The organism is Streptomyces sp. ISL-100, assembly GCF_018614615.1.
Classification (GTDB): domain Bacteria; phylum Actinomycetota; class Actinomycetes; order Streptomycetales; family Streptomycetaceae; genus Streptomyces.
Genome location: NZ_JAGGOK010000016.1, coordinates 65,708 through 84,316, shown reverse-complemented (window position 1 = coordinate 84,316; position 18,609 = coordinate 65,708). Strand labels below are relative to the sequence as shown.

The 18,609-nt window shown below is 71.1% G+C and carries 12 protein-coding genes, 1 pseudogene and 1 riboswitch; of the genes and pseudogenes, 6 read left to right on the top strand and 7 right to left on the bottom strand.

The genetic code is table 11. The features are described 5' to 3' along the window. Positions 1-14 precede the first annotated feature (14 nt). From J7E89_RS08990 to J7E89_RS08975, 5 genes and pseudogenes are all read right to left on the bottom strand, one after another. Positions 15-872, bottom strand: coding sequence for a hypothetical protein (locus tag J7E89_RS08990; protein ID WP_214970743.1), 858 nt, complete (start codon positions 870-872; stop codon positions 15-17). Positions 873-959: 87 nt separating this feature from the next. Continuing rightward, positions 960-1,748, bottom strand: a complete 789-nt coding sequence (locus J7E89_RS40685) for a VWA domain-containing protein (RefSeq protein WP_251060309.1) — start codon at positions 1,746-1,748, stop codon at positions 960-962. Between the two features lie 489 nt (positions 1,749-2,237). Beyond that, a pseudogene (locus J7E89_RS40680) lies at positions 2,238-4,529 on the bottom strand (DUF5682 family protein); the annotation flags it as partial. Continuing rightward, positions 4,526-5,647: an AAA family ATPase gene (locus tag J7E89_RS08980; RefSeq protein ID WP_251060297.1), complete on the bottom strand. Its 1,122-nt coding sequence runs from the start codon at positions 5,645-5,647 to the stop codon at positions 4,526-4,528. The gene J7E89_RS08980 and the pseudogene J7E89_RS40680, both read right to left, overlap by 4 nt. A gap of 106 nt (positions 5,648-5,753) precedes the next feature. Then, positions 5,754-6,179 carry a hypothetical protein gene (locus J7E89_RS08975; RefSeq protein ID WP_214970735.1) on the bottom strand — a complete coding sequence of 142 codons (426 nt, stop codon included), beginning with the start codon at positions 6,177-6,179 and terminating at the stop codon, positions 5,754-5,756. Positions 6,180-6,314: 135 nt separating this feature from the next. On the opposite strand from J7E89_RS08975, the gene J7E89_RS08970 reads away from it, so the two are divergent. Together J7E89_RS08970 and J7E89_RS08965 are read left to right on the top strand one after the other, a co-directional pair. After that, positions 6,315-7,646, top strand: coding sequence for an SWIM zinc finger family protein (locus J7E89_RS08970; RefSeq protein ID WP_214970732.1), 1,332 nt, complete (start codon positions 6,315-6,317; stop codon positions 7,644-7,646). Positions 7,647-7,891: 245 nt separating this feature from the next. Further along, positions 7,892-9,532: a DUF5691 domain-containing protein gene (locus J7E89_RS08965; protein ID WP_214970772.1), complete on the top strand. Its 1,641-nt coding sequence runs from the start codon at positions 7,892-7,894 to the stop codon at positions 9,530-9,532. Positions 9,533-9,622: 90 nt separating this feature from the next. Here J7E89_RS08965 and J7E89_RS08960 read toward each other — a convergent pair whose 3' ends face one another. Beyond that, positions 9,623-10,036, bottom strand: coding sequence for a cobalamin B12-binding domain-containing protein (locus J7E89_RS08960; protein ID WP_214970729.1), 414 nt, complete (start codon positions 10,034-10,036; stop codon positions 9,623-9,625). A 383-nt stretch (positions 10,037-10,419) separates the two neighbouring features. Between J7E89_RS08960 and J7E89_RS08955 the strand changes: the two genes are divergently transcribed. Together J7E89_RS08955 and J7E89_RS08950 are read left to right on the top strand one after the other, a co-directional pair. Then, complete coding sequence (locus J7E89_RS08955; protein WP_214970726.1) at positions 10,420-11,271, top strand: alpha/beta fold hydrolase; 852 nt, start codon at positions 10,420-10,422, stop codon at positions 11,269-11,271. Positions 11,272-11,496: 225 nt separating this feature from the next. Beyond that, positions 11,497-13,080: a M23 family metallopeptidase gene (locus J7E89_RS08950; RefSeq protein ID WP_214970723.1), complete on the top strand. Its 1,584-nt coding sequence runs from the start codon at positions 11,497-11,499 to the stop codon at positions 13,078-13,080. Between the two features lie 55 nt (positions 13,081-13,135). Here the strand turns inward: J7E89_RS08950 and pcrA are convergent, their stop codons facing one another. Next, entirely contained in the window at positions 13,136-15,586 is a 2,451-nt protein-coding gene (pcrA, locus tag J7E89_RS08945) for a DNA helicase PcrA (protein WP_214970720.1), read from the bottom strand. 357 nt (positions 15,587-15,943) lie between these two features. After that, positions 15,944-16,107, top strand: a riboswitch (cyclic di-AMP (ydaO/yuaA leader). A 7-nt stretch (positions 16,108-16,114) separates the two neighbouring features. Between pcrA and J7E89_RS08940 the strand changes: the two genes are divergently transcribed. Together J7E89_RS08940 and J7E89_RS08935 are read left to right on the top strand one after the other, a co-directional pair. Continuing rightward, the gene (locus J7E89_RS08940; protein WP_214970717.1) at positions 16,115-17,335 is read left to right on the top strand and encodes a C40 family peptidase; all 1,221 of its coding nucleotides are present in this window, start codon (positions 16,115-16,117) and stop codon (positions 17,333-17,335) included. A 184-nt stretch (positions 17,336-17,519) separates the two neighbouring features. Then, a complete protein-coding gene (locus J7E89_RS08935; protein WP_308315400.1) occupies positions 17,520-18,605 on the top strand; it encodes a hypothetical protein in 1,086 nt (361 codons plus the stop codon). Positions 18,606-18,609: the final 4 nt, after the last annotated feature.

Below are 18,609 nucleotides of genomic sequence, written 5' to 3'. Positions count from 1 at the left end.
TTTTCAGTGCACTTCTAGCCGGGAAATTCGAGGATCTGGTGCGGTCGGTCGTACGTCGGTGAGGTGGTCGCCGGCAGCGTTGCCCCGCGCACCAGCCCGAACCGGGCGCCGTCCGCGAACGCGGCCGCGGCCGTGTGCTGGTCGCCGGAGCGCGAGGAAGTCCCGTCACCGGCTGACTGCCATACGCCGTCACCGCACGGCCCGGCAGGCGCCTCCAGGGGCGCGGCCTCCCCGCAGTCAGCGAGGCCGGGGCTCGGGTGCGGAGCAAGGTTTAGGCCGGAGACGTCGTACTGGTACGCGCCCCTGTCGCCCACGCCCAAGCCCACGCCCGCGATGCCGTCGGCGGACGTGTCGCTCGCGGACCCCATGGACCTGACCGGCTCCGGACCGGCGCCGGGAGACGACGCCGCCCCCACAGGCCCGTCGGACACGGGCAGTCCACGTACAGGCCGTTCCGATACGGGCGGCTTCTGTGCGGCCACCACAGGCCCCGGCGCCGGCAGAGCGGGCGGCGCCGGCAGCTCGGGCACGCCCGGCCGATGCTCCGCCACGCGGTCCTTCAGCTCACCGACGGGCCGAGTGACCCGCAGTACAGCATCGGCCACCGGCTCCACGGCCTCACGCACGGCCTGTGCGGCATCGAGCACCGGCTGCGCCAACGGCTTCTGCGGCACAGCCTTCTGCGCCGGTGTCACGACAGCAGCGGAGTCAGGCGCCGGCAGCGGCGCCTCGACGGCGTACGCCTGCCCGCCCCACAAAAAGCCCAACGCCAGCAGACCCCCCAGCAAGAACACCACCCGCAGCGCACGCCGCCGACCCGCCCGGCGCGGTACGCGCGGGGCGGCAAGGGGGTGAGCGACTACGGCAGTCACGAGGAGAAACGCCTTCGAAGGGGGACGGAGGTGACGGAACGACGGCTGATGCTCGCACGGCCCTCCTGGGGTCATGCAAATCGCATGTTACTGATGAGTCGCCATGTCGGGTATGGGCAGGGGCCGTTTTTCGATCGCCGCCGCCATCACCTCCGGAAACAGGTCCGGCGTACAGGCGAAGGCCGGGGCCCCGAGGGCAGCGAGAGCTGCCGCGTGCTCACGGTCGTAGGCGGGGGCGCCTTCGTCCGAGAGCGCGAGCAGGACCACGAACTGCACTCCCGACGCCTTCAGCGCCGCGACCCGCTTCAGCATCTCGTCCCGTATGCCGCCCTCGTAGAGGTCGCTGATCAGCACGACGACGGTGTCGGCAGGCCGGGTGATCTGCGACTGGCAGTACGCGAGGGCCCGGTTGATGTCCGTACCGCCGCCGAGCTGCATACCGAAGAGGACGTCGACCGGATCGTCCAGCTGATCGGTGAGATCCACGACAGCGGTGTCGAAGACGACGAGGCGGGTGTTGATCGAGCGCATGGAGGCGAGGACCGCACCGAACACCGACGCATAGACGACCGACGCCGCCATCGACCCGGACTGGTCGATGCACAGGACGACGTCCTTCTTCACGGACTGCGACGCCCGCCCGTACCCGACGAGCCGCTCGGGGACGACCGTCCCGTACTCGGGAAGGTAGTTCTTCAGGTTGGCCCGGATGGTCCGGTCCCAGTCGATGTCGCGGTGGCGGGGGCGGTTGACGCGGGCGCTGCGGTCGAGGGCGCCGGTGAGGGTGGCCCTGGTGCGGGTGGCGAGTCGCTTCTCCAGGTCGTCGACGACCTTTCGGACGACGGCGCGCGCCGTTTCCCGGGTCGTCTCGGGCATCGCCTTGTTGAGCGAGAGCAGCGTCCCGACGAGGTGGACGTCCGCCTCGACGGCCTCCAGCATCTCGGGCTCCAGCAGGAGCGCCGACAGTCCCAGGCGCTCAATGGCGTCGCGCTGCATGACTTGCACGACGGAGCTCGGGAAGTACGTACGGATGTCGCCGAGCCAGCGCGCGACGGACGGCGCGGAGGCGCCGAGCCCGGCCGAGCGGCCGGCCGGACTCCCGGCTGCGACGCGCCCGCCCCCGTACAGCGCGCCCAACGCCGCGTCCATGGCGGCGTCCTGACCGCCGAGCGCGCACCCGGTCCCGTCGGCCGCCTCCCCGCCCAGCACAAGCCGCCACCGCCGCAGCCGCTCCTCGTCGTTGGCGCCGCCGCGTGCGTCCAAGGCAGGGCTGGGGGCGCCTGCGGCGAGCCGTTCCCCGTAGCTGGGGCTCCGCCCCGGGCCCCGCTCCCCAAAGGCCGGAGGGGCTGAATGTGCCGGCGCCGGAGGGGCTGATTCTTCCCCGAGCACCAGTCTCAGCACCGGCAGCACCCCATCCGCACGCTGCTCGTCGAGGCCCGGTCCAAAGCCGGGGGCGCATGGCTCCGTCCGTGCCTGGCGGCGCGCGGCGGACGGGCCGCGCCGGACCAGTTCGCCCAAAGTCCGCCGCACTCCCGGTTCGTACGCCGAGAACGTGCGGCGCAGCAGCGGCAGTACGTCGGTGAACGCGGCGCCGGGCACGCCCGTCAGCCAGGCGTCCACCAGGCCGAGGAGCCGCTCGTCGTGCACGAGGAGCATTCCTCCCCCAGCGGCTCCGCCGACGAAGCCCTCGATCCAGGCCGCGGCATCGGCCGGCGGCGTCCCGGGCGACAGCGCGAGCCCCATGAGGCGCGCAGCCTCGTCGTCCCCGAGCCTGCCGTCGTCCAGCAGCAACCGCACCGCCCGGCCGCGAATCACCCCTCCCACGCTGTCCCGCCCGCAGAGAGTCCTCAGCACTGCCGACCAACGCCCCCGCACATCAAGGCGCTTGCCCGGCGCCGTCTCCGCCAGGAGGCCGATCGCCGCGTGGACCGCGTCGAGGTGGCGGCGCATGTCCGCCGCACCGTCCGCGTCGAGGCCGGTACATGCGGGTGGCAGCCCCACGCAGATCCGCTCCGCGAGACCTGCCGTCACCTCCCCCATCGCCACCGTGTCCGTGGCGCGTACGTCGCCGTACCGCAGCGAACGGGCGAGCGCGGGCAGCGCCTGGGCGAGGTGGCCGACGTCCGCGTCCAGCGCCGCGCGGTCGGCGAGGGCCCGCATGACCACAGGGAGGGCATCGGGCAGTTCGGCCAGAAGGCACCGCTCGGCGAGCGCGGTGACGTCGGCGAGCACGGTGGCCGACACGGCCTGGGACTCGGCCTTGGCGGTTGCGGCAGAGAGCACGGTGGTGCCCCACACCCCGGCCTCCGCGACCCGTACCGACAGCTCGGGCTCCCAGCGCAGCCGCCAGGTCTCCCGGAACGTCCCCGTACTCCCCCGCGCCTCCGCCGGCTCACCCCAGCCGATGGACAGCAGCCGCAGCCGGTGCAGCAGCCGGCTGCGCGCCGCGTCTGTCTCCTTCCGCAGATCGAGTTCCAGCTCACGCTCGTTGGCCTCGGGCTTCAGCCGCAGGCTCCGCTGTGTCCGCGCCAGATCACGTTGCAGCGGAACGGCGGGCGCCGAGTCCGGGACTTCCCCAAGCACGTCGCCGACAACGAGCCTGTCGTGGACGAGAGCCAGCGGTACGTCCGATCCTTCGCACATCACCGCCCGCACGGCGTCGGTCGTCTCGGTGAGGCCCGCGAGCGGCCGGCCGCGCATGACGGCGAGCGTTTCGGCGAGCCGAACGGCCTCGATGACGTGGGCGGAGGAAACCAATCGGTCTTCGCCCCGCAGCAGCCCGGCGACCTTGGTCATCCAGCGCTCGACAGGACGGTCCTGTGCACCGAAGAGATGCCCGTACCAGCCGGGCGATTCGATGCCCGCGCCGTATCCACTGCGCCGGGCCAGCCTGCGGTGCGTCCAGGGCACCCACGTCATCTCGGCCCTGATCCTGGGCAGGCCCTTGAGCAGCGCCCGGTCGGCGGTGGCGGTCGCGACCTTCTCGCCGAGCGCGGGCAGGTGCCACGCGCCGCAGACCACGGCGAAGTCGTCACCGAACTCCTTGCGAGCGGCCCGCAGCTGGAGCCTCATGTACGCCTCGCGTACCCGGTCGCGGGCGTGCCCTCCGTCTCCGTACGTCTCGCGCAGGGCGCCCATGGCCTCCGCGAGCGCCTCGAACGGCGCGAAAGGATCGGCGTCGCCCCCGCTCCCGCGATGCTCGACCACGTCCTCCCACCACCGCTCGGGATCGTCGTACCCGGCAGCCTCGGCGAGCGCCCCAACCGGATCGACGGCAAGGGCCTCCACCCCCTCCTCGCCCTCCGCCCCCTCGGCACCCTCCTCGCTCAGCGCCAGCGAGTGCGCCGCCGGAAGGTCGATGAAGCGGACCGGTACGCCGTGTCCGAGCGCCCAGCGGATCGCGACCCACTCCGGCGAGAACTCGGCCAGCGGCCAGAACGCGGCCCGCCGCGGGGCGTCCGTGACGTGCGCGAGCAGGGCCACGGGCGGGCGCATCGCCTCGTCGGCCGCGAGCGGCAGCAACGCGTCGGCCTCGGACGGTCCTTCGATCAGTACAGCCCGGGGCCGCGAGGCGTCGAGCGCCCCGCGCACCGCGCGGGCCGAGCCGGGCCCGTGGTGGCGCACGCCCAGCAACAGAGGACCAGACCCAGCCGTCATCCCGAGACCTCCCGGCAGGCTCGGTAGAAGTCCTTCCAGCCGTCCCGCTCGCGAACGACCGTCTCCAGGTACTCCTGCCAGATGACCCGGTCCGCCGCAGGGTCGCGAACGACCGCACCGACGAGCCCGGCCGCCACGTCACCGGAACGCAGCACGCCGTCCCCGAAGTGAGCGGCGAGTGCCAGACCCCCCGTCACGACGGAGATCGCCTCGGCCGTGGAGAGCGTGCCCGAGGGCGACTTGACCTTCGTACGGCCGTCGGCCGTGACGCCGTCGCGCAGCTCGCGGAAGACGGTGACCACGCGCCGGATCTCGTCGAAGCCGTCGGGCGCGGCCGGCAGGTCGAGAGAGCGCCCGATCTGGTCGACCCGCCGCGCCACGATGTCGACCTCGGCCTCCGCGCTCTCGGGCAGCGGCAGCACCACGGTATTGAACCGGCGACGCAGTGCGCTGGACAGATCATTTACCCCGCGGTCGCGGTCATTGGCGGTGGCGATCAGATTGAACCCACGGACGGCCTGCTGCTCCTGCCCCAACTCAGGAATGGGCAGCGTCTTTTCCGACAGGATCGTGATCAGGGTGTCCTGCACGTCGGCCGGGATTCGGGTGAGCTCTTCAACCCGCGCGGTCATGCCGTCGGCCATGGCCCGCATGACGGGACTGGGCACGAGCGCGTCGCGGCTCGGCCCGTGGGCGAGCAGCCGGGCGTAGTTCCACCCGTAACGGATGGCTTCCTCGGGGGTCCCGGCCGTGCCCTGCACCAACAGGGTCGAGTCGCCGCTGACGGCCGCCGCGAGATGCTCGGACACCCAGGTCTTGGCGGTGCCCGGAACACCGAGCAGCAGCAGCGCCCTGTCCGTTGCGAGCGTGGTGACGGCGACTTCGACGATCCGGCGCGGTCCCACGTACTTCGGCGTGATCACCGTGCCGTCGGGCAGGGTGCCACCGAGCAGGTACGTCGCCACGGCCCACGGTGAGAGCAGCCATCTGGCGGGCCGCGGCCGGTCGTCGGCCGCGGCCAGCGCCTTGAGCTCGTCGGCGAAGGCGTCCTCGGCATGCGGCCGCAGGGCCTCGCCGCCGTCCGCTCGTACGCCGGACTTGATTTCGGGCGTGGTCATGGATCCCCCTCCAGATTTCCCGGATGTGGGATCCACCGTGCACCACGCCACTGACAATCGACCGTCGCCGCAGCTCAGGGCCCAAATGGCAACGAACCCACAGCCGTTACTTCACGATCGGAGAGACGGCGATGCAGCCGAGCAGGGCCTTCTCACCGGTAGCTTCCTTGATCGTCTCGCCCTTGTAGACAACCTTGCACGTCAGGTCGGCCGTGGCCTCGAAGCTGATCGGGGAGACGGCGGGCGGCATGATGCCGCGCAGCGTGACCGTCTTCTTCCAAGGCAGCGCCGGCTTCTTGACCGTCTCCATCTTCGGGTCCATCGCCGTGCCCCCGCCGCCCGCGAACTCGATGGAGTCGACGTTCTTACCCGTGACTTCGTACGTGACTTCGTACTTCTCGTCGATGGCCTTGTCGACCTGCTCCGCGGACTCCTTCTTTGCTGCTTCGGTTGCCTCGGAGCAGGCCCCCAGACCGAGAACGAGGCCGGTGACGGCGGCGGCACAGACTGCGGCACGGACGATGCGGTTCATGTGAGATCCCCCCGGATCTGGACGCATGTCAGGAGATCGCACCCAATCGCAAAGGTGCAGCGGAGTCAAGAGCGGAAGATCGACAAAACCGCAGGTCAGGGCCGACTGTCAGTGGTGCCCCGTAGCGTCTTTCCCATGAATCAGCAGGGGGTGCGCTGGACTGCGGAACAGGTGCTGACCTTGGCTCCTGACGACGCGTCACGCAAAACGGGAAGCAGTCTCGGCACGGCCGAGCCGTGGTCGGAGGCGGGTTGCAACAGCTCCGGGGCGGTATGGGGATTGTGCAGGGGCAGCGGCAGCACGCCGTACCGGACGGTGGTCGACACCGCGGGCGGCAGCCCCGCCTACAAGTGCAGCTGCCCCAGCCGCAAATCCCCCTGCAAGCACGCGCTGGGCCTGCTGCTGCTCTGGGCCGCCGCCGAGTCGGCCATGCGAGAAGCCGAGGCGCCGGACTGGGCGGACGAGTGGCTGGCGGCCCAACGGAAGCAGGCCAGTCAGAAGACGGGCGGCAAGCCCGAGAGGGCGAGGCGCAGGGCCGAGCAACGCGCCGAGCGGATCACCATCGGAGCCTCGGAGCTGGAGCAGCGCCTGGCCGATCTGCTGCGCGGAGGTCTGGCCGCCGCCGAGCAAACGGGCTACGGCCTGTGGGAGGAAACATCCCGCCGCATGGTCGACGCCCAGGCGCCGGGGCTGGCCGCGCGAGTGCGGGAGTTGGGCGCGGTGCCGGCGTCGGGGCCGGGCTGGCCTGCCCGACTGCTGGAGGAGTGCGCGCTGCTGCATCTGCTGGACGCGGCGTGGCTGGCCCGCGACCGCCTGCCGGAGCCGCTGGCCGCGACGGTGCGGACACGTGTAGGCCTCACCGCGTCCGCCGGGGGACCGCCGGTCCGTGACCGCTGGCTGGTGCTCGCCCAGTACGACACCCCGGACGGCAATCTCGTCGCACGCCGCATATGGCTGTACGGAAGGGAGTCGAGGCGCATGGCGCTGATCCTGTCCTTCGGCGCCGGGAGCCGGGCCCCCGAAATCGCGCTGCCCGCAGGGATGATGCTGGACACCGAGCTCACCTACTACCCAGGCGCGGGGCAACTCAGGGCCGACGTGCCGAACCAGCCGGCCCTCCCACTGGTCCCGATCGACGCCCCGCCACCCGGCGTCGGCACGATCGAAGCGATCCACGCCTACGCCGACGCCCTGGGCGACGACCCATGGCTGGACTCCTGGCCGGTGACGCTGAGCCGCGTCATACCGGTCCCGTCCGGCGACACCTGGCAACTGGCCGACGCGAAGGGCGACTCAGCCTTGCCGGTCACCCCATCAGCGCTGTCCCGCCCAACGCTCTGGAAGCTGGCTGCCCTGTCCGGCGGCGGACCCGTCACGGTCTTCGGCGAGTGCGGCCACCGAGGCTTCACGCCACTGACGGCCTGGTCCGACGGCTCGGCGGAACCCGTCCCGCTGACCGAATCCTGACCACGGAGGGACAGATGACCACCAGCAGTTCAGCATCACCCACAGCCGCGACAGCCACCGGCAGGACACCCGACGCCGCGGCGGCAGAAGTCACGGTGCCGGGCGGGGACGTGCCGGGGCGCTCCCCGCAGGGCGTTGAACGCAACGAGCCCGAACAAAACCCAGTACCCGAACGTTCGACGCCCGAGGAGACGCCACGGCGCGGCACCGACCCCAAGGCCCCGGAAGCCACGGCACCCGAAGCCATGGGACGCGAAGCCACGCCAACGCCCACCTGGGAGGAGCTGGTCACCACCGCCCTGCTCGGCACCGACCGCCGTACGCTGCCGCCCGGAGCAGCGACCCCCGGCAAGGACGCCCCGGCCGCGCTGCTGGACGCCGCCGCGCGCCAGACCGTACGCCGCAGGGCGGGACTCCTGCCCGCGCCCGCCGCCGCACGACCCGACCCCGCGCCGCACGACCCGCGCCCCCCGCTGCCCGCACCCGCCCGCCGTCGGCTCGCACAACTGCTGGCCGGCCGCACCTCGTCCCCCGCCGGCGCAGGCGCCGGCACCGGGGGCAGGCGCGGCACCGCGCCCGATCTCACCGAGCTGCTCCCCCAGTGGCTCGCCGCCGCGAACCGGCGCCAGTTCCAGGCGCCCCCTGCCCTGCTCCCCGCGCTGCTGGACGCCGCCCGTGCCCGTACCGACCTGCGCCCGCAGGCCCTGGCCTTCGCCGGACCGCGCGGGCTGTGGCTGGCCCGGCTGAACCCGGACTGGCGGTTCGCGCTGCGCGGCGCGTCGGGCGGCGGCGGCGCGATGCCCGACCCCCGGGACGCGGCAGCCGTACGGCGGCTGTGGGAGGAGGGCCTGTTCGCGGAGCGCGTCGGCCTGCTGGCAGCCGTACGCGCCCAGGACCCGGTCGCCGCGCGAGCGCTGCTCGCCACGACGTGGCAGACCGAGCGCGCCGAGGACCGCCTGATGTTCCTCGATTCGCTGCGCTGCGGCCTCTCCGACGCGGACGAGCCCTTCCTGGAACAGGCCCTGTCCGACCGCAGCCGCAATGTGCGGGCCACCGCCGCCGAGCTGCTCTCCGCGCTGCCGGGCTCCGCGCTCGCCGCGAGGATGGCGGCGCGGGCCTCCACCTGCGTCAGTCTGGACCGTTCCGGCCGCGCGACCGGCGGTGAGCGCATCGTCGTGGAGGCCCCGCACGAATGCGACGCGGACATGCAGCGCGACGGCGTGTCGCCCAAACCGCCGGCGGGCCGGGGCGAGCGCTCGTGGTGGCTGGGCCAGCTGGTCGAGGCGACCCCGTTGCACACGTGGCCGCACCGGCTGGGCGGCCGTACACCGCAGGCGATCGTCGCCCTGCCCGTGGCCGACGACTGGAAGGAGGAGCTGCACGCGGCCTGGTGCCGCGCGGCGGTGCGCCAGCGGGACGCCGACTGGTCCCGCGCGCTGCTCGGCGCGCCGTCCGCACCGCCGGCGACCGGTCCCGGTACGTCATCGCTTGCCGAGCGGGCGAAGCTGCTGGCGACCCTGCCGGCGGGCGAACGCGCGGAGTGGGTGGCCGCGTTCATCGCGGCGCACGGCCTCTCCGAGGCATTCCAGCTGCTCGGGGTGTGCACCGTGCCATGGGCGGAACCGCTCGGCCGCGCGGTGGTCGACGCACTGGACATCGCGCGGGACGCGGGGAGCTACCCGTGGAGTTTCAGTGGGGTCATGGGTCTGGCCGAGCGCTGCCTCGACCCCGGGGAGGCGAGCCGCCTCGAAATACTCACGACGACGCCGGACGAGCAGGAGGACGCGGCGCCCGGTGCGGGGGGCTACTGGTCGGAGGCCTTCCAGCGCCTCGTCGGCACCCTCCGGCTCAGAGCCGCGATGCTCGCGGAACTGCGGGAGGGCTAGACCGACGGACGGGGGTGTCTGGGGCCTCGCCCCAGACCCCGCTCCTCAAACTCCGAGGGGCTGGATGTCCCGTCCGGCGATCGATGGCCCTTACGCGTCGGCCGCCTGGCGGACGTGGGTGTTGACCCACTCCACGATCGACTGCGTCGTCGCACCCGGCGTGAAGATCTCCGCGACACCCTTCTCCTTCAGCGGCGCGATGTCCGCCTCCGGGATGATGCCGCCGCCGAAGACCTTGATGTCCTCCGCATCGCGCTGCTTGAGCAGCTCGATCACCTTCACGAAGAGCGTGTTGTGCGCGCCCGAGAGGATGGACAGGCCGATCGCGTCGGCGTCCTCCTGAATGGCGGTGTCCACGATCTGCTCGGGCGTCTGGTGAAGCCCGGTGTAGATGACCTCCATACCGGCGTCGCGCAGAGCCCGCGCGATGACCTTTGCCCCACGATCGTGTCCGTCGAGTCCCGGCTTGGCGACCACCACGCGGATCGGCCCGGTCACACCCATCACTGCCTCCATGTACCGACTGCGCCGTCATTGGCACGCGCCCCGCACCGATACGGACGGGGAAAGTGAACGAACGTTATCGACAGCATCCCGCAACCGGCCGTTTCGCGGTGGACAGGGAGGGGGAAATCACACATGGGACATGTTCGCTATGCGTCGTTCCTGCCACATCAGGCGCTACAGCGGGTACAGCGGCCGGCAGCCGCAGTACCCGCCGCAGCAGCCGGGACGACCGCAAGGGGAGCCGCAACGAGGCCGCCGTCCCACCGTGCCGTCAGCCGCACGGCACGGTGGAACGGCCCGCCGAGTTCCTCAGTACGGCACCCCATGAGGGCATACGGGGGACGGAGCCGCGCCCCCGCGTGCCGTTCGGGAGGTCGGCCATGAGGGTCCTGCCCTTCTTCTTTTTGCCCTGTCTGCACCAGCTGCGCCTGTCGGCCGCCCTTCTGAGAGCCACCGCACTGGACCTCGCCATCCTCGCCGGGCACCTGCTCCTCTACCCGTCCGGCATCGCCCAGGAGCACCGCAACGGCTTGGACCCACTTCCCGACCCGATGTCCGTGCCGCCCGAGACCACCCGGCTTCCCACGGTCGGCCGGGACCGCCCGCCCGTCGTACTGCTCCACGGCTTCGTCGACAACCGCTCGGTCTTCGTCGTGCTGCGCCGCTCCCTGGCCCGGCACGGCTGGCGCCACCTGGAGTCGCTCAACTACTCCCCGCTCACGTGCGACATCCGCACTGCGGCGGAGCTGCTCGGCCGCCACGTAGAGGAGATCTGCGACCGTACGGGCCACACCCGGATCGACATCGTCGGACACAGCCTCGGCGGCCTGATCGCCCGCTATTACGTGCAACGGCTCGGCGGCGACACCCGCGTGCGCACTCTCGTCACCCTCGGCACCCCGCACGCCGGCACCAGCGTCGCCCCGCCGATGAGCGCGCACCCCATCGTGCGGCAGATGCGGCCCGGCTCCGATGTGATCGAAGAGCTGCGCAGGCCCGCGCCGTCCTGCCGGACGCGGTTCGTGAGTTTCTGGAGCGATCTCGACCAGATCATGATCCCGGTCGAAACCGCGTGCGTCAGCCACCCGGATCTCATCGCCCAGAACGTACGGGTGACAGGAATCGGCCACCTCGCTCTGCCGGTCCATCCGACGGTCGCCGCCGGCATCCGGCAGGCGCTGGAGGAGCAGGACACCGCCGCGGGCGCGTCAGGCACGGTCTCCGTCGCCTGAACTCACTGAACCTCGATCGAACATCCGTCGAACGCAACACCAAAGCTGTGCCCGCCGTCCGCCAAAAGGCGGCCGAATGCCCGTTTCCGGACTGTGGAAAATCTGGCGAAGATTGTCGCCGTCCCTTACCGCCGGGTACAGTCGCGCCACTGCTTTGCCTCTGGGGCCCCCTCCCGGGACCCCAGCCCCCACAGGTCCTGCATTGCCGAGGCGAGAGAGAAGTTGGTGGACGACCAGCACGCCCACGCCGGGTACGACGGCTACTCCACCGGCACGTTCCACGCGGATCCCCTCTTCGGAACCCTCCCCGCCCAGGGAAGTCACTACGAAGCAGGCCACAGCGGCCAGTACGACACCACCCAGTGCGACGCCACGAGCGCCCAACAGACGGCCGGTTACGACGCGTACGGCACGCAGCAGCACCAGCAGCAGCAGCAGTACGACGCCACCGGAGCGTGGCCCACCGCCGCCTATCAGACGGCGGCCGAGATCCCGGCCCAGTCCACCGGCCAGTGGGACTCCAACCCCTGGAACCAGACAGGGCAGTTCGACACCAGCCACCTCACCACCGGCCAGTACGACACCGGCCAGTACGGAACAGGCCACCTCAACACCGGCCACCTCGACACCAGCCACGTCGACACGAGCCAGTACGACAACGGCCCGTACGAGACAGGCCAGTACGAAACGGCCCAGTTCACCCAGGCCGCCGACGCCACCGGGCAGTGGAACACGACACCGGGCTACGACAACGGCGCGTCCGACACCGGCGCGTACGACGCCACCGCGTGGAACACCGGCGCGTACGAGACCGCCCCGCCTCAGCAGCAAGTCTTCTACGAGACAGCCGAGTTCCCGGTGGCCGACCTGGCCGACCTGGTTGACGACACGCCCGAGGCCGAGCACGAATACGCACCGGATCACGCGCCCGAACAGGAACACGAGCCTGAACCGGAGCCCGACCCGGAACTCGAACACGCACCGGCCGCGGCAACAGCCGCCTCAGCCACCGCCCCCGGCTCCCGGTCGGCCCGCCGCAGCGCCGGCAACTCCGGCCGCGGCCGCCGCCGTACCCCCGCCAAACGCTCCGCCCTCCTCACCGTCGCCGTCCCTTCCGCCTGCGTGATGGGCGTTGCCGGTATCGCCGCCGCCTCGGTCGGCAGCGCCGGCGGCGGCACCCCCGCCGAGGAGAAGAAGGACACGACCAGGACGGTGACCGCCGCCGACCCCGGCTCGGTCAAGCCCGTAGCGGTCAACAACAAGCTGGACACCCAGCTCGCCGCCCTCGACGAGGACGTCAACGACTTCGCCGACCGCGCGAGCCGCACGCAGGAACGTATCGACCTCCAGGCGCGCCAGGCCACCGAGAAGAAGCGCAGGGCCGAGGAAGCCGCCCGCAAGGAGGCCGCCCGCCCGAAGTTCGCCCTGCCGGTCGAGCAGCACGGCCTCAGCGCGTACTACGGCCAGGCCGGCATCAACTGGATGTCCGTGCACTCCGGCATCGACTTCCCCGTCTCGTACGGCACCCCCGTGATGGCGGCGACCGACGGCACGGTCCGTACGCAGTACAACAGCGCCTACGGAAACATGGCGATAGTGACCGCCCCCGACGGTACAGAGACCTGGTACTGCCACCTCAGCAGCACCAAGATCCGCTCCGGCTCGGTCCAGGCCGGCGACACCATCGCGTACTCCGGCAACTCGGGCAACTCCACCGGCCCGCACCTCCACTTCGAGGTGCGTCCCGGCGGCGGGTCGGCGATCGACCCTCTGCCGTGGCTCCGCAGCCACGGCCTCAGCCCGACGTAAGCAGCCGTAAGCAGCGGGGACCGCGCAGCCCTGCGCCCCGCCGCGCAGCCCCGCGCTACAGCTTCTCGACCGGCGCGTACCGCAGCAGCAGCTTCTTCGGCCGCTCGTCGCCGAAGTCGATCGTCGCCTGCGCGTCCGACCCCGTCCCCGTCACCGTCATCACGGTGCCGAGCCCGAACTGGTCGTGCGTGACCCGGTCCCCGACCGAAAGCGCGACCACCGGCTTGTCCGACGTCCGCCGCGTGGCGAACCCCGAAGCCCCGCCGCCACCCCCCCGCGACCGCGAGGCCAGCGAGGACGACAGCGACGAAGCGACGCCCGACACCGGTCCCGCCGGGGCCTGCGCGCCCTTGCGCTTCCACGTCAGGTATGTCTCCGGGATCTCCTCAAGGAACCGCGACGGCGGGTTGTACGACGGCTGTCCCCACGCGCTGCGCATCGAGGCCCGCGTCAGGTAGAGCCGCTCGCGGGCGCGCGTGATGCCGACGTACGCGAGTCGCCGCTCCTCCTCCAGCTCCTTGGTCTGACCGAGCGCGCGCATGTGCGGGAAGACGCCGTCCTCCATGCCGGTCAGGAACACCACAGGGAACTCAAGCCCCTTCGCGGTGTGCAGCGTCATCAACGTGATGACGCCCGACCCGTCCTCATCCTCATCAGGAATCTGATCCGAGTCGGCGACGAGCGCGACCTTCTCCAGGAACTCGGCCAGCGTCCCGGGCTCGTCGCCCTCCCGCTCCTGCTCGAACTCCAGAGCCACGGCGGCGAGTTCCTGAAGGTTCTCGATGCGCGTCTCGTCCTGCGGGTCGGTCGAGGCCTGGAGCTCGGCGAGGTAGCCGGTCCGCTCGAAAACAGCCTCCAGGACCGTGGCGGGCCCGGCGCCCGACTCGACGATCGTACGGAGCTCCTCCATCAGCGTGTTGAAGCGCTTCACGGCGTTCGCCGAGCGGGCCGCCATGCCGTACGCCTCGTCCACGCGCCGCAGCGCCTGCGGGAAGCTGATCTTCTCGCGCAGCGACAGCGCGTCGATCATCGCCTCGGCGCGGTCGCCGATGCCCCGCTTCGGTACGTTCAGAATGCGGCGCAGCGGAACGGTGTCCTCGGGGTTCGCCAGGACGCGCAGGTACGCGAGCACATCCCGGACCTCCTTGCGCTCGTAGAAGCGCACGCCGCCGACGACCTTGTAGGGCAGCCCGACGCGGATGAAGATCTCTTCGAAGACACGGGACTGGGCGTTCGTACGGTAAAAGACGGCGACGTCGCCGGCCTTCGCGTCGCCCGCGTCCGTCAGCCGGTCGATCTCCTCGGCGACGAACTGCGCCTCGTCGTGCTCGGTGTCGGCGACGTACCCGGTGATCAGCGAACCCGCTCCGGCGTCCGTCCACAGGTTCTTCGGGCGGCGGTTCTCGTTCCGCTCGATGACGGCGTTGGCGGCGGTGAGGATGGTCTGCGTCGAGCGGTAGTTCTGCTCCAGCAGGATCGTCTTCGCGTCCGGGTAGTCCTCCTCGAACTGGAGGATGTTGCGGATGGTGGCGCCGCGGAAGGCGTAGATCGACTGGTCGGCGTCACCCACGACGCACAGCTCGGCGGGCGCCTGGTTCTCGCCCGACGGCCCTACCAGCTCTCGCACGAGCGTGTACTGAGCGTGATTGGTGTCCTGGTACTCGTCGACCATGACGTGCCTGAAGCGCATCCGGTAGTGCTCGGCGACGTCCGGGAACGCCTGGAGCAGGTGCACGGTGGTCATGATGATGTCGTCGAAGTCCAGGGCGTTGGCCTCGCGCAGCCGTGCCTGGTACATCGCGTACGCCTGCGCCAGGGTTTTCTCGAAGCCGTCGGCGGCCTGCCCGGCGAAGGTCTCTTCGTCTATCAGCTCGTTCTTCAGGTTCGAGACCTTGGCGCTGAAGGCCTTCGGGGGGAAGCGCTTCGGGTCGAGGTCCAGATCGCGGCAGACGAGCGCCATCAGGCGCTTCGAGTCGGCGGCGTCGTAGATCGAGAACGAGGACGTGAAGCCGAGCTTCTTCGACTCGCGGCGCAGGATGCGCACGCAGGCGCTGTGGAAGGTGGAGACCCACATGTGACCCGCGCGCGGGCCGACGAGCTGCTCCACGCGCTCCTTCATCTCGCCCGCGGCCTTGTTGGTGAAGGTGATCGCGAGGATCTGGCCGGGGTGCACACCCCGCTTGGCCAGCAAGTATGCGATCCGGTGGGTCAGGACGCGGGTCTTGCCCGAGCCGGCGCCGGCCACGATGAGCAGCGGCGATCCGGCATGAACGACGGCGGCGCGCTGCTCTTCGTTCAGCCCGTCGAGCAGCGCGGCGGCGTCCACGACCGGGCGCGGCGCGCCGTCCCTGTAGTGCGCGTCCCTGGGCGCCGGGGGCGCGTCGAAGGCGCCGCCGAAGAGGTCGTGCGGGACCTCCTCCGGGGCGTGATCCTCGGGGGGCGGCGGGGCCGGGTCTTCCGAGTGCTGGAGGTCGGCCAGGAAGCTGTCGTCAAAGAGGCTGCTCATCGTCTACCAAGCTTAGGCGGGACCACCGACAGCCCGCCCCGGATTCCCCCGTCCGGTTCTCTCCGGCTCGCTGCGGCTAGCTACGGCTCTCTCTCCGATCGGGGCAGATCTGCCCGGGGGAAGCCCGTACGCCGCATGCCGGTGCCACCCCGGCCGTCGCGTGTGAGCTTGCCCACGCGATGGGGAGCCCGGCCGCCGGGCGGGGTGCGCCACCCCGCGCCGCGCAACAGAACCAACTCGTCCAGGTCACGGAAATGTATCGGGCATATCGAACATCGGGCTTCCCAGTAGTCACAACTCTTGGCTAGCGTGCCGAGTCGGGCGGCTCGTACCCCAACCGGCGAGAAGCGCTGGAGCGGGCTGCCCACGCCGAATTCGGCCTGCCCGCAAGGCAGTACGGAACCGGGGACCCACGCGCATCACCTGGGGTGAATCGGTCCGCAGTCCCACGGACCGTAGGGCACCTTCCGTTCCGCCCGAACCCGACAGCTAACCCGGTAGGCGGTTCCACGGAAGGAGATGCCGGCCTTGGCGTCGCATCGCAAGCCGCGTGCCCGTACACGCACCACCGCACCCGCACTGGGCATCACGACGGCCGCACTCGCCTCAGTCGGCCTGCTCGCCCAGACAGCGGGCGCGGCACCCGCCGCGCCGACGGCTCCCAAGCCGACCGTCGAAGAGGTACAGAAGAAGGTCGACGACCTCTACCGGCAGGCCGGCACGGCCACGCAGAAGTACAACCTGGCCAAAGAGAAGACGGACCAGCAGCGGAAGTCCGTGGACGGCCTGCTCGACGCCGTGGCCGAGCGGACAGAGAAGCTGAACGAGGCCCGGCGCAAGCTCGGCAACTACGCGGCCGCGCAGTACCGGTCGGGGTCGGTCACCCCGACCGCCGCGCTGCTCCTCGCGGACAGCCCGCAGGCGTACTTCGACCAGAACCGGCTGCTGGACCGGATGACGGAACGCCAGCAGACGGATGTCACCGACTTCGAGACGCAGCAGGCGGCGGCGTCGAAGAAGCGCGCCGAGGCGACGCGGAGCCTGGAGAACCTCACCGAGTCGCAGGCTTCCCTCAAGTCCTCGAAGCAGGACGTGCAGACGAAGCTCGCGGAGGCGCGCGAGCTGCTGTCCCGGCTGACCGCGCAGGAGAAGGCGCGGCTGGCGACGCTGGAGAAGCAGCGGGAGGCGGAGGCGCGGCGCAAGGCCGAGGCGAAGGCCAAGGCGGAGGCGGAAGCCGAAGCGAAGGCGGAGGCGGAGCGCAAGCGCCAGGAGGAAGCGGCACAGAAGGACGAGAGCGATACGGGAACGGGAACGGGAACGGGAACGGGAACGGGCACGGGCACGGGGGCCGGTACGGGCACAGGTACAGGCACCGGCACCGGCACCGGCGACGCGTACGCCGCCAAGGCCGAGAAGGTGCTGGCCTTCGCCCGCGCCCAGATCGGCAAGCCGTACGTCTGGGGCGCGGCAGGCCCCAGCTCGTACGACTGCTCCGGCCTCACCCAGGACGCCTGGAAGGCCGCCGGCGTCGACCTCCCCCGTACCACCTGGGACCAGGTGAAGGTCGGCGCACGCATCGCGACGGACAACCTCAAACCGGGCGACCTGGTCTTCTTCTACGACGACATCAGCCACGTCGGCATCTACATCGGCGGGGGCAAGATGATCCACGCGCCGAAGCCCGGTGCGTACGTCCGCGAGGAGTCGATTTACTACATGCCGATCTACGGCAGCGTGCGCCCCGCGTAGCCGTTCACCGTCGCCCTGTCCTTCGCTGGTCCGGTTGGGCAGGGCGACGAGAAGTCACCTGAACTGGGCGGTTGCCTCAAAAACCGCTGTGCGATCATGCCGAGGACACCCTGGGGAGGGCCGAAGCGGTGGTCGGTGCAAGGAGTTCAGTGTGAATGCGGGTGGGGAGCGGAGCGGTTCATCCGTGCCTGACGAGGAGTGGGACCGGTTTCTCCGGGAGTCGGCGGACGGCACGCCGGACGCGCCCAAGGAGCCGTCGGCGCGGGCCCGCGACGTGGCCCGGCGGCTGCGCGAGGAGCCCGCGAGTTCAGAGGGTTGGCGCACGTACTCCCCGGCCCGGCCGAGGCGGAAGAAGAGCTTGTACGCGGTCGGGCTGGTGGCCGCACTGGCCTTGCTGGTCGTGGCGCTGGATCCGGGGCGGGTGGTCGGATGGTTCGGCGGTGACGGCCAGGCCGCCTCGGGGCCGCTCGCCACGGAGTCGGAACGCCCGGACCAGCCGTCCCCCAGGGTGGCGGCCCAACGGCCCACGCTTGACGAACCGTTCAAGGGCTCGCCTGCGGCGCGCTGGGCGAGCGGCACGGCCGGGATCGCGGTACCCACGGCCAGAGCGACCGGGTGGATGAGCGCGGCGCAGGTGGAACGGGCTCTTGAGCGGACCCGGGACTTCCTCACCGCGTCCAGCCTGGATCCGGGGGTGCTGCGGGGCGAGCACCCTCGAAAGGCGATCGCGCTGATCAACCCGCATCAGCAGGACGTCCAGGACTTTCTGGCGACCGCGTTTCGCACACCGAGCAGGAAGAACGACCCGCTGCTGCTCTTCAGCCGATTCGAGAAGTCGCACGCGCGCCTTGTCGGGGACGTGGTCAAGACCCGAGGCCGGATCACGTACCGCGAGGGCGAGCGCGGCGCCCTCCAGGTGACCACCGATGTCAGTTACGTGTATCCGGTCGCGCGGGCGGCCGCGAGCACCGACGAGGTCGCGCGCGCGATCGTGCGACGCGAGGTGGTGCTGAACTGGGACGATCCGGACAAGGTGATCACCGAGCCGGGAACCTTCTCCCTCGTCTCGTACAAGGTCGACATGACCAACGGCGGCTGCAACACCGTCACCGGCTACCTCACCCCGGAGTTCGCCGCCGAACAGCCGGCCACCGGCTCGGGTGACGGTGACGGTGACGGTCCCGAGGTCGACCCTTACGACCGCAGTACGTCGATGGCCGAGCGTATGGAGGCCGCGGACGAAGGATGCGGAACCGCGACGCGGTCTTGAACAG

Excerpts from the sequence above, each read along its gene's own strand:
- J7E89_RS08955 (WP_214970726.1), top strand. The coding sequence starts at position 10,420 with ATGAGGGTCCTGCCCTTCTTCTTTTTGCCCTGTCTGCACCAGCTGCGC.
- J7E89_RS08980 (WP_251060297.1), bottom strand. The coding sequence starts at position 5,647 with ATGACCACGCCCGAAATCAAGTCCGGCGTACGAGCGGACGGCGGCGAG.
- J7E89_RS08960 (WP_214970729.1), bottom strand. The coding sequence starts at position 10,036 with ATGGGTGTGACCGGGCCGATCCGCGTGGTGGTCGCCAAGCCGGGACTC.
- pcrA (WP_214970720.1), bottom strand. The coding sequence starts at position 15,586 with ATGAGCAGCCTCTTTGACGACAGCTTCCTGGCCGACCTCCAGCACTCG.
- J7E89_RS08970 (WP_214970732.1), top strand. The coding sequence starts at position 6,315 with ATGAATCAGCAGGGGGTGCGCTGGACTGCGGAACAGGTGCTGACCTTG.
- J7E89_RS40685 (WP_251060309.1), bottom strand. The coding sequence starts at position 1,748 with ATGCCCGAGACGACCCGGGAAACGGCGCGCGCCGTCGTCCGAAAGGTC.
- J7E89_RS08965 (WP_214970772.1), top strand. The coding sequence starts at position 7,892 with ATGGGACGCGAAGCCACGCCAACGCCCACCTGGGAGGAGCTGGTCACC.
- J7E89_RS08975 (WP_214970735.1), bottom strand. The coding sequence starts at position 6,179 with ATGAACCGCATCGTCCGTGCCGCAGTCTGTGCCGCCGCCGTCACCGGC.